This is a genomic window from Pseudomonas sp. ES1, assembly GCF_050586605.1.
GTDB lineage: Bacteria > Pseudomonadota > Gammaproteobacteria > Pseudomonadales > Pseudomonadaceae > Aquipseudomonas > Aquipseudomonas sichuanensis.
This window is the reverse complement of record NZ_JBOBDM010000017.1, coordinates 57086-68512: the sequence shown is the minus strand read 5'-3', so window position 1 is coordinate 68512 and position 11427 is coordinate 57086. Positions and strand designations below refer to the sequence as shown.

At 66.5% G+C, this 11427-nt stretch carries 9 protein-coding genes; 2 read left to right on the top strand and 7 right to left on the bottom strand.

What is annotated here, in order from left to right:
- Positions 1-39: 39 nt before the first annotated feature.
- The 7 genes from ACQ4N9_RS09695 to gap all read right to left on the bottom strand — a co-directional run bounded on the left by ACQ4N9_RS09695 (position 40) and on the right by gap (position 8299).
- Positions 40-1386 carry a CoA transferase gene (locus ACQ4N9_RS09695; RefSeq protein ID WP_390968333.1) on the bottom strand — a complete coding sequence of 449 codons (1347 nt, stop codon included), beginning with the start codon at positions 1384-1386 and terminating at the stop codon, positions 40-42.
- Between the two features lie 58 nt (positions 1387-1444).
- Complete coding sequence (locus ACQ4N9_RS09690; RefSeq protein ID WP_390968331.1) at positions 1445-1858, bottom strand: YbaN family protein; 414 nt, start codon at positions 1856-1858, stop codon at positions 1445-1447.
- Positions 1859-1907: 49 nt separating this feature from the next.
- Entirely contained in the window at positions 1908-2510 is a 603-nt protein-coding gene (locus ACQ4N9_RS09685; RefSeq protein ID WP_390968329.1) for a biliverdin-producing heme oxygenase, read from the bottom strand.
- A gap of 356 nt (positions 2511-2866) precedes the next feature.
- Positions 2867-5455 (bottom strand): TonB-dependent receptor, encoded by a 2589-nt coding sequence (locus ACQ4N9_RS09680; protein ID WP_390968327.1) that lies wholly within the window; start codon positions 5453-5455, stop codon positions 2867-2869.
- 126 nt (positions 5456-5581) lie between these two features.
- Positions 5582-6544: a FecR family protein gene (locus tag ACQ4N9_RS09675; RefSeq protein ID WP_390968325.1), complete on the bottom strand. Its 963-nt coding sequence runs from the start codon at positions 6542-6544 to the stop codon at positions 5582-5584.
- Between the two features lie 91 nt (positions 6545-6635).
- Complete coding sequence (locus tag ACQ4N9_RS09670) at positions 6636-7148, bottom strand: RNA polymerase sigma factor (RefSeq protein WP_110993252.1); 513 nt, start codon at positions 7146-7148, stop codon at positions 6636-6638.
- Between the two features lie 149 nt (positions 7149-7297).
- Positions 7298-8299: a type I glyceraldehyde-3-phosphate dehydrogenase gene (gap, locus tag ACQ4N9_RS09665; protein ID WP_125860030.1), complete on the bottom strand. Its 1002-nt coding sequence runs from the start codon at positions 8297-8299 to the stop codon at positions 7298-7300.
- 264 nt (positions 8300-8563) lie between these two features.
- Between gap and edd the strand changes: the two genes are divergently transcribed.
- Positions 8564-10390 (top strand): phosphogluconate dehydratase, encoded by a 1827-nt coding sequence (edd, locus tag ACQ4N9_RS09660; protein ID WP_125860028.1) that lies wholly within the window; start codon positions 8564-8566, stop codon positions 10388-10390.
- Positions 10387-11343, top strand: coding sequence for a glucokinase (locus tag ACQ4N9_RS09655; RefSeq protein WP_125465298.1), 957 nt, complete (start codon positions 10387-10389; stop codon positions 11341-11343). Before edd ends, ACQ4N9_RS09655 begins: the two co-directional genes overlap by 4 nt.
- Positions 11344-11427: the final 84 nt, after the last annotated feature.

The window sequence follows — 11427 nt, the reverse complement described above, 5'->3', positions numbered from 1 at the left end:
GGAATGCGCGTTGAGCGGTACAAGATGCGTGTTGAGTGGTCACCACTGAGCAGTGGCCGAACCCAGCTCGCAACTCCCTCGTGCCCATGCCATCACCGCCGTGCCCACCTGCAGCGGCCCTTTGATCCGTTGCGCCGCACCCCATGGCGTGTGCTCGATGTGCGGCTCGAGGTCTGCGGACGTCTCCTCCGCCAGCGGCAGGTCCTCTTCCACTGTTCCGCGTTCGACCAGCAGTGCCGCAGTACGCGCCAGCGACAGCCGTACCTGGCACCCCTGGCCGCTGCGTAAACGCTCGGTCAGCGCGCGGATCGCCTCCGCCGCCATCAGGTAGCCGGTGGCATGGTCCAGCGCCTGCACCGGCAGCGGCACAGGCCGATCCGCTTGCTGCCAGCGCATGCCTTCGTGGGCGATGCCGGCGCTCATCTGCACCAGGCTGTCGAAGCCGCGGCGGTCCTGCCACGGGCCGCCCCAGCCATAGGCGTTCAGGCCCACATCGATAAGGCCGGGGTTGAGCTGGCGGCGACGTTCGGCACCCACTCCCAGCCGTTCGAGCGCATCGGCGCGGTAACCGTGGACCAGGATATCGGCCTCGCTCAGCAGGCGTTCGAATACCTGGCGATCAGCCTGCGCCCGCAAATCCAGGCGCGCACAGCGCTTGCCCAGGGTGACTTCCGCTGCCAGCGAAGGCTCGTCCCAGCCGGGTGGGTCGAGGCGCAGTACCTCGGCACCGAACGCGGCGAGCAAGCGGGTGGCCACCGGGCCGGCGATGATGCGGGTGAGGTCGAGCACCTTCACTCCGGCCAACGGCCTGTCTGGGTTGCCCTGCCAGGCCTGTGCCGGCCCGGCGAAGGCCTGGCGCAGGATCAGCGGCTGCCGGTTGACCGCCTGGCCCTGGGGATGGGCGCACCATTGCGGCCAACTGCGCATGCGCGCCGCGCAGCCGCCGGCTGCGACCACAGCGGTTTCAAGGTCATCGCCTTGCCATCTGGCCACCTCGCGGGCAACGCTGGCGCGTTCGGCCTGGGTGCCGAGCACCTGCAAGGCAGCGGCACGATGGTGCGGGGCATTGGTGTGCAGGCGGATCCAGCCGTCGCCGGTTGGGTAGTCGCCGGCAATGGCGTCCCACAATGGCGGCAGTTGCCAGCCGTGGGGGCGCAGGCTGGTGTTGAACCAGAAAGAGGCCAGGCGGCGGTCGATCCGCACCGCTGGGCAAGCGCCCGTCTGGCTTTCCAGCAGTTTGGCCAGGGCCAGGCCGCAGGCGGCAATACTGGCGGTGGCCAGTTCGCTCACGGCGAACGTCGAGGGCAGTGCGCCGACCCCTTGCCAGCGCACGGCGGCGGGGTCGAGGCTCAGGGACTGGGCGATGGTGTCGAGCAACGGCTGCATGCAGGGTCCTCCTTGCTGGGCCCTATTGCAGTACATCCGCCAGCACAGTGCAAACCCCTCAGCGTTGCAGTTCGACGGCCCCCGGTGTGGTCGGCCGCTCCGGGCGCGACCAGATCCACAGGTTGCCCAGGGTCATGCCGGCGATGGCCAGGTAGACCGGCCAGTGGTGCGCAAGAAAGGTCAGCATCAGCCCCGCGCACAGCAGCATGCTTACGGTCGCGCTGACCTTGGCGCGGCGCTGGATCACCCGCCCATTGCGCCAGTTGTACAGGATCGGCCCGAACAACCGGTGGTTCTCCAGCCAGGCGGACAGCCGCGGCGAACTGCGAGTGGCGGCCCAGGCGGCGAGCAGGATGAACTCGGTGGTCGGCAGGCCGGGGATGACGATGGCAACCAGGCCGATCCCTAAGCTGACATAAGCCAGGATCGCGTAGAGCAGCCGGGACACTTTGGAGCGGGCGAGTCGGGTCATGGTCTCACTACAGCGGTGCGGCCGCCCGCGGGCGGCCGGGTGAAGCGTGTCAGGCCAGCGCGGCGTCGGTGGCGTAGGCATGCTTGAGCAGCTCGGTGAAGCGCTCGAAGGCGGCGACCGCGCCACGTTCGGCGGCGGCGTCTTCCTCGGGCGACAGGGCCTGGCTGTCGAGAATGCGGGTGAACTGCTTCCAGCCTTCGGCGCGGCCGCCTTCCGGTTCGCCCAGGTGGCGGGCACCGAAGCTGTCGGACAGTTCCAGCGCCACGGCGCGCTTGATCAGGAATGCGGCGCCCAGTTTGGAGCCTTCGGAGACGAAGATCCAGCCCAGTGCTTCACCCAGGCTCGGGTTCTGCAGGGCGCCGGCGAAGGGCGCCGGCACTTCGGTGTCGAGGTCGGCAAGGTCCAGGCGAGCCTGTTCGGCGCGGCAACGCGCTGCCAGGTCGGGGACGATGGCGATCAATTGCGGGTCGTTGTACAGGGCCTGCAGTTCCGACTGGAACAGGTACTGGGCGACCACGAAGCGGGCGAAGCTCTCGCGGCTGTCGAACGGCTTGTGCGACTTGACCAGGGCGTCCAGCTTGGTGTGCGGGGCGTGGGTGACCTGGTTCAGGCGCTGGGAGCGCAGGGCGGCGCGCTCGGAGGAGGTGGACATCGGGGGCATCCTTGGGAAATGGGTTGTCTAGTGTTAAGACGAAACAGATGACGCACGACAGTAAAAAAACCTCATCTGGGAAGTTGAATCATTCGTCGGACGCAGAAGTGGCGTCGCCCCTATCGCCGGCAAGCCGGCTCCCACCTGACCGCGCCGAACTCAAGACCTGCACTCAGCCTGTGGGAGCGGCGGTTCGCCGCTGCGATTTACCCGCGAAGATGACAACTCAGTGTCTGGCACGGGCTATGCCCGTGTTCGCGGGTAAACCCGCTCCCACAGGAAAGCGCCTGCCTAAGGCTTGGCGCTCTGTCTGTGGGAGCCGGCTTGCCGGCGATAGGGGCTGCACCGATTTCGAATCAGATATCCCACACCACATTGATGGCGAAGTTGCGCCCCGGCATGGTCAGGCGGTCGAGGTTGGCCGGCTGGGTCACGCTGGCTTCGCCGATCGAGTCGTAGCCGCGCACGTCATCCCACTGCCAGTACTTCTTGTCGGTGAGGTTGTACAGGCCGGCGTTGACGGTGACGTCCTCGCTCACCTTGTAGAAGCCGGTCAGGTCCAGCACGCCGTAGCCGGGGCTGCGGAACTGCTTGCTGGTGCCGTCGGGGGCGAAGAAGGTGGTGTCGTCGACGCGATCCTTCTGCTTGACCAGGGTCCAGCTGAGCAAGCCGCCGTAGTTCTGCTGCTCGTAGCCCAGGCCGAGCACGGCGGTGAGCGGGTTGACGCTGTTCAGCGGCTGGCCGTTGTCGTCGTTGCGGCCACGGGCATAGGCCACCGAGCCCTGGGTGTACAGGCCTTGCGCGGCACCGAAGTGGTCGAGGTTCAGGCGGCCCTTGAACTCGGCGCCGCGGATGGTGGCGTGCTTGATGTTGTTGGCCTGGAACCTGGCGCCCAGGTTGGACGACAGGATGGCGTCTTCGTTGATGAAGTCGCGGTACTTGTTATAGAACACCGCCACGTCGAAGTTGCCGGCGTCGAAGTTGCCGCGCAGGCCGGTCTCGTAGCTCTTGCTCTTTTCCGGCTCCAGGTCAGGGTTGGGCTGCACGCTGTAACCCAGGCCCGGGTTGTCGAAGCGGCCGTACATGGCCTTGGCGGTCGGGGTGCGGAAGCCCTCGGCGTACTGGCCGTACCAGGTGTAGTTGTCGTTGAAGGCGTAGGTGACCCCCAGCTTGGGCGATACGCGGTGCCACTTCTTGGCCGAGTCGTCGGCATTGGCGGCACCGGTCACGCTGGTGCTCTGCACGCCGCGCAGGAATTCGTCGGTGAACTTGGGCTCCATGCGGGTGTAGTCGTAGCGGGCACCCGGCAGGAAGGTCCAGTTGTTCCAGCGGATCTCGTCCTGGGCGAACAGGCTGTAGGTGTTCACGGTCGGGTCGGGGAAGTCGCTGACCGGTATCTGGCCATCGCGGGCGCTGTTCTGGCCGATGGCTGTGCAGGAACCGCCGACGTTCAGGCAGGTGCCGACGCCCTGGCGGATGCCGCTGATCTTCTCGTGCTTGAGGGTGGTGCCATAGGTCAGCAGGTGCTCGGTGGCGCCAATGCTGAAGGCTTTGTCCAGCTGGGCGTCAATGACCCACTGACGGTCCTTGTAGGTGGTCTGGCGGTCTCGGAATACCTGGCGGCCGGCGGCGAAGTACAGCTCGTCGGTGCGCTGGTCGGTCTTGGCGATCTGGTAGTTGAGGCTCCACTTGAGGTGGTCGGCGACCAGGCTGTCGAGGCCGAATTCATGATTGATGCCGAAGCGTTCGCGGGTGACGGTGTCGTTGCCCTGGCGCATACGGTACGAGTTCGAGGCCGCGAAACCGGGAATGAACGGCCCGCCCACGGAGCTCAGGATGTTCTGGTCGCGGTCGTCCTTGTAGTGCTCGTAGGTCAGGCCCAGGCGGGCGTCGTCGGCGTAGTTCCAGCCCAGTTTGGCCAGCACGTTGGTGGTGCGCACATCCTCGGGGTTGGCTTCGGTGCGGGCCAGGCCGCTGCCGCCGTGCTCGCCGTAGGACTTGGTCTCGTGGCCGTTGCGCTGGCTCAGGTGCAGCAGGCCGTCGAAGTCGGCGTGGCGGCCTGCGACGGTGGCGGACGTCAGCCAGCTCTCGTCGGCGGAGCTGTAGCCGGTCTTCAGGCGCGCGCCGACATCCTTGCCGGGCTTGATGATGTCTTCAGGGTCGAGGGTGAAGTAGCTGACCGCGCCGCCGATGGCGTTGCTGCCGTACAACACCGAGGCCGGGCCGCGCAGGATCTCGACGCGCTTGACGATTTCCGGGTCGACGTAGTTGCGCTGGGTCTGGGCGTAGGGGCCGTAGAAGAAGCTGTCGGGGATCGACACGCCGTCTACCTGGGTGAGGATGCGCTCACCGTCGATGCCGCGGATGTTGTAGCCGTTCAGGCCGCTGCGCTGGCCAACGCCGCCGACCGAAACGCCCGGCTCGTAGCGCACCAGGTCCTTGATGTCGTTGACGTTCTGCCGGTCCAACTGCTCGCGGGTCTGCACGCTGACGGTGCTGGGCACCTGGCTGACTTCCTGGGCGCTACGGGTGGCGCTGACGGTCATCTGTTGCAGGGCGATGGCGCTGCCCGCCTGGCGCTCGAGCACCACGTTGGCGTTGTCGATCTTGCGATAGGCAAGGCCGGTGCCGTGCAGCAGGCGCTGCAGCGCCGCTTCCGGGGCCAGCGAGCCCTGCACCCCTGGCGAGGCCACGCCTTCGGCCAGCTCGGCGTTGAAGCCGACCTGCCAGCCGGTGACCTGGCTGAACGCATTGATCGCCGAAACCAACGGCTGCTGGGTAATGGCGAAGCGGTAGTCGCCCATGCGCGGGCTGCTCGCCTGGGCAGGCTCCACGGCCAGGGCCGGCAGGCTGCCGGCGCCGCTGGCGAGCAGGGCGAGGGTCAGCAAGGACAGCTGCCCGTGGCGGCGGGAAGGGGTGAACGGGCGGGTTGGACCTGTGGACATCGAAAGCGCTCCCTGTCGCGCGAGGGGTTATAGGCATGGACTGTTGTCGTTATCGAACGAGAATCAGTTGCATTGGCTATAACGAGACGTGCTGCCTACAGGGGTCGCGTAAAAAAACTTGTTGGCTTAGTTGAGAATCACCACGGCGGGGTATTCATGCAGCTGCGCCGAGGTAATGTGGGCGAGGGCGCGCAGGGTTTGCAGGGGCTGGTCGAGGCGGTAGTTGCCGGTGACCGCGACCTGCTCCAGCTGGGCATTGCGGCTGATGATCCAGCCTGGGTAGTAGCGCTGCACTTCGGCGATGACCTGGCCCAACGGGCAGTTTTCGAACACCAGGCGGCCTTCGACCCAGGCCAGCTCCTTGTTCAGGTCGACGCGCTGGCGCTGGCCGAAGCCCTGGGGGCCGACACTGATGCTGTCGCCAGCGCTCAGGCGGATGCGCTGGTCGCGGGCGCCCTGCAGATCGACGTCGCCGCGCTGCACGCGCACCTGCGCTTCGCCGTCCAGGTAGCGCACGGCGAAGTCGGTGTCGCGCACGTTGGCCCGCAGTGGCCCGGCCTGCACCTCCAGCGGTGGCTGGCTGCCGCCGGCGACCTGGAAGTAGGCTTCGCCCTGCAGCAAGCGGGCAACCTGGCGCCCGTCGCGCACATCGCTGGCGAAGGCCGAGTTGGTGTTGAGCAGAATCTTGGCGCCGTCGTCCAGTTGCAGGCGCTGGCGCTCGCCGACCACGGTGAGGTGGTCGGCCTGTAGGCGCACAGGCAGGTTGCCGAAGGTGAACAGCCCGACCAGCAGCACGGCGGCGGTGGCCAGCGGCTTCCAGTGGCTGCGCAGGCGCCCGCTGATGGAGCGGCGCTGGCGTTGCTGCAATTGCTCGGCGGCCTGGCGCAGCGGCGCACCGTTCCACAGCGCTTCGGCCTCGACGTAGGCTTCGGCGTTTTCCGGCTCGGCGCCCAGCCAGTGCTCGAAGGCCTGGGTGTCTTGGTCAGTGGCGCACTGCAGGCGGATCAGCCAGTCCATCGCCTCCTCGCGGGCACGGGCGCGGGCATCAGGCTCGGCAGGTGTCGGGCGAGGGCTGGGCTGATCGGTCACGAAGGATCCTTGCGGGGGCTTTTTTGCGCATGATCGGCGCAGGCCCGGCACATGGCAAGGGCTTTGCGCAGGTGCGCGGCGAGTGGTCGCGTCACTGGTGCCGAGCGGCGACGCCCATGCAGATGGCCATGATCAGTTTCAGTTCCTTTTGCACGGTGCTGGCCGAGACGTTCAACTGCTCGGCGATTTCCAGGTAGCTGGCGCCATGCAGGCGGCTCTGGATGAAGATGCGCTGCTGGCGCTCGGTCAGCTGGCCAAGGCTCGTGCTCAGGTGCTTGAGCAGTTGCTCGGCGTGGGCGGCATCCTCGCTGCTGCCGGCGGGCGCGGCGACGTTGTGCAGCACTTGCTCGGGCACGTCGTCGACCAGGGTGCGTGCCTGCACCCGGCGGGCGCGCAGGTGGTCCAGGGCGAGGTTGCGCGCGGTCTGGAACACGAAGGGTTCAAGGTGCTCGATCGGCCGCTCGCCCAGGGCACGGGTGACCCGCAGGTAGGTTTCCTGCAGCAGGTCCTCGGCGGTGCTGGGGTTGCCGACCATGCGTTGCAAGGTGCGCAGCAGGCTGAGGCGCTGGGTGAGGAAGACTGAATTGAACCGGGATTGACTCACGGGGGAACCTGGCCACTGTGGGGCGAATGATAATGCTTATCATCCATGTGGCAGGTCAAGCGCTGAAATGTCACGAACAGGTAAAGATTGCGCTTTGCGCGTGGGGCGGTGGGCGTGGGCGCATCGCCCCACGCCCACCGCCAAAGTACTTACTTGGCGCTGAACAGCGCCAGGCAGTTGTCCAGCATGCGATTGGAGAACGCCCACTCGTTGTCGTACCAGGCCAGCACCTTGAGCATGCGGCCGTTGGCGCGGGTGTGGTTGGCGTCGAAGATCGACGACAGCGGGTTGTGGTTGAAGTCGCACGACACCAGCGGCAGCGCGTTGTAGCCCAGTACCCGCGAATGGCGGCTGGCCTCGAGGAACAGCTGGTTGACCTCCTCTGTGGTGGTCTCACGCTGCAGGTTGACCGTAAGGTCGACCAGCGACACGTTGATCACCGGCACCCTCACGGCCATGCCGGTGAGTTTGCCGGCCAGCTCCGGCAGCACCAGGCCCACCGCCTCGGCGGCGCCGGTCTTGCTCGGGATCATCGACTGGGTGGCGGAGCGCGCGCGGTACGGGTCGGCGTGGCAGACGTCGGTGAGCACCTGGTCGTTGGTGTAGGCGTGGATGGTGGTCATCAGCCCCTGCTCGATGCCGAACTCGCGGTGCAGCACCTGGGCCACTGGCGCCAGGCAGTTGGTGGTGCACGAGGCGTTGGAAATGATCTGGTGCGAGGCGCGCAGCACATCGTGGTTGACCCCGTACACCACGGTGGCGTCGGCGCCCTTGGCCGGTGCGCTGATGATCACCTTGCCGGCGCCGGCGGCCAGGTGTGCGGCGGCCTTGGCGCGCTCGGTGAACAGCCCGGTGCATTCGAACACCACATCGATGGCCAGGGCTTTCCAGGGCAGCTCGGCGGGGTTGCGGATGGCGCTGACGGCAATCCGGTCGCCGTTGACGGTGAGGCTCTCGTGGTCGGCCTCGACCTGTGCATCGAAATGGCCGTGAACGCTGTCGTATTTGAGCAGGTGGGCGTTCATCGCGCTGTCGCCCAGGTCGTTGATGGCGACGACCTGCAGGTCCTGACGGTAGCCGTGCGTGTAGAGTGCGCGCAGGACGTTGCGTCCGATGCGGCCGAATCCGTTGATGGCGATGCGTAGGGTCATGGCGTTACCTCTGGCAGTCGGGTGAAGCCTGTGGCAAAAAGGCAGCTTCACTGAAACGGTTTTGTTATTGGAATTACAAGATTATTCACTGCGTGATAGAAAACAAGCCTTTTTAGTGGCAGTATTTTGTTAAATCTACAACGAGTGGCCGGGCAGGCTGCTCCGCGAATGTGCCGGGTACCTTTACTGCAAGCCTAGGCCGCAATCGTTTGGAGGGAAAATGCCCATTGAAGCCGCCCTTACCGTTAGCCTGGAGTCCAGTACATGCATCCGCGCATCCTTGAGGTCACCGCACGGCTGATCGAACGCAGCCGTCCCACCCGTGAACGCTACCTTGAGCTTATCCGCGGCGCGGCCAGTGACGGACCGATGCGCGCCAGCCTGCAATGCGCCAACTTCGCCCATGGCGTGGCCGGCTGCGGTGCCGACGACAAGCAGACCTTGCGCCTGATGAACGCCGCCAACGTGGCCATTGTCTCGTCTTATAACGACATGCTCTCGGCGCACCAGCCGTACCTGCACTTCCCCGAGCAGATCAAGCAGGCCCTGCGCGAGGTTGGCTCGGTCGGCCAGTTCGCCGGCGGCGTGCCGGCCATGTGCGATGGCGTGACCCAGGGCGAGCCGGGCATGGAGCTGGCCATCGCCAGCCGCGAAGTGATCGCCATGTCCACCGCCATCGCCCTGTCCCACAACATGTTCGATGCCGCCCTGATGCTGGGCATCTGCGACAAGATCGTCCCTGGGCTGATGATGGGGGCGCTGCGCTTCGGCCACCTGCCGACCGTTTTCGTCCCCGGCGGGCCGATGGTCTCGGGCATCTCCAACAAGCAGAAGGCCGACGTGCGCCAGCGCTACGCCGAGGGCAAGGCCACCCGTGAAGAGCTGCTCGAATCGGAAATGAACAGCTACCACGGCCCAGGCACCTGTACCTTCTACGGCACTGCCAACACCAACCAGCTGGTGATGGAAGTGATGGGCATGCACCTGCCCGGCGCCTCGTTCGTCAACCCTTACACGCCACTGCGCGATGCCCTCACCGCCGAGGCGGCGCGCCAGGTCACGCGCATGACCAAGGCCAGTGGCAGCTTCATGCCGATCGGCGAGATCGTCGACGAGAAGGCGCTGGTCAACTCGATCGTCGCCCTGCACGCCACTGGCGGCTCGACCAACCACACCTTGCACATCCCGGCCATCGCCCAGGCCGCCGGCATCCAGCTGACCTGGCAGGACATGGCCGACCTGTCCGAGGTGGTGCCGACCCTGTCCCACGTGTACCCGAACGGCAAAGCCGACATCAACCACTTCCAGGCCGCCGGCGGCATGGCCTTCCTCATCCGCGAGCTGCTCGATGCCGGGCTGCTGCACGAGGACGTCAACACCGTGGCCGGCCCGGGGCTGCGTCGCTATACCCAGGAACCGTTCCTCGACAACGGCCAGCTGGTCTGGCGCGAAGGCCCGCAACAGAGCCTCGACGAGAGCATCCTGCGCCCGGTGGCGCGGCCGTTCTCCGCCGAGGGCGGCCTGCGGGTAATGGAAGGCAACCTGGGGCGTGGCGTGATGAAGGTCTCCGCCGTGGCCCCTGAACACCAGGTGGTGGAAGCCCCGGCGCGGGTGTTCCATGACCAGCAGTCGCTGGCCGATGCGTTCAAGGCCGGCGAGCTGGAATGCGACTTCGTGGCCGTGGTGCGCTTCCAGGGCCCGCGCTGCAACGGCATGCCCGAGCTGCACAAGCTGACGCCGTTCCTTGGCGTGCTGCAGGACCGTGGCTTCAAGGTGGCGCTGGTCACCGACGGGCGCATGTCCGGCGCTTCGGGTAAGATCCCGGCGGCCATCCATGTGTGCCCGGAGGCCTTCGACGGTGGCCCGCTGGCGCGGGTGCGCGATGGTGATATCGTGCGGGTCGATGGTGTCGAAGGCACGTTGCGGATCCTGCTGTCGGCCGAGGAGCTGGCCAGCCGCGAGCTGCCCGAGCCGCCCAAGGGCAACGACCTGGGCTGCGGTCGCGAGCTGTTCGGCTTCATGCGTGTGGCGTTCAGCTCGGCAGAGAAGGGCGCCAGTGCCTTCACCTCTGGCCTGGAGACTCTCAAGTGAAAGAACTGCTGGTTGGCGACATTGGTGGTACCAACGCACGTTTTGCCCTGTGGCGCGACAACCAGCTGCACGCGGTCCAGGTGCTCGCGACCGCTGACTACACCAGCCCCGAACAGGCGATCGAGGCGTACCTGGGCGAACAGGGCATCGCCCGTGGCGGGCTGGCGGCGGTGTGTCTGTCCGTTGCCGGGCCGGTGGATGGCGATGAGTTTCGCTTTACCAACAATCATTGGCGCCTGAGCCGTCGGGCGTTCTGCCAGACCCTGCAGGTCGAGCGGCTGCAATTGATCAACGATTTCTCCGCCATGGCCCTGGGCATGACCCGTTTGCGCGAAGGCGAATATCGAGAAGTCTGCCCAGGCCAGGCCGACCCCTCCCGCCCAGTGCTGGTGATTGGCCCTGGCACCGGGCTTGGCGTTGGTAGCCTCGTGCGTCACGGCGAGCAATGGCTGGCGCTGCCGGGCGAGGGTGGGCATGTCGACCTGCCGGTGGGCAATGCCCGCGAAGCGGCGATTCACCAGGAGATTCAGCGCCAGATCGGCCATGTCAGTGCCGAGACGGTGCTCAGCGGTGGTGGGCTGGTGCGTTTGTACCAGGCGCTCTGCGCGCTCGATGGCGACACGCCCAGGCACAAGACCCCGGCGCAGATCACCGATGCGGCACTGGCCGGTGAGCCACGGGCGCTGGCGGTGGTCGAGCAGTTCTGTCGCTTCCTCGGTCGGGTGGCGGGCAACAATGTGCTCACTTTGGGCGCGCGCGGCGGGGTCTATATCGTCGGCGGGGTGATTCCGCGTTTTGCCGAGTTGTTCTTGCGCAGTGGCTTTGCCGCGAGTTTCGCCGACAAGGGCTGCATGAGCGGGTATTTCGCCGGGGTGCCGGTGTGGCTGGTGACTGCGGAGTTTTCCGGGTTGCTGGGGGCGGGGGTGGCCTTGCAGCAAGATCTGGGTAGCTGAAGCACAAGGCGATTGCTGTGGGAGCGGGTTTACCCGCGAATGCGGCGGCTGCCTTACCGACGCTTTCGCGGGTGAACCCGCTCC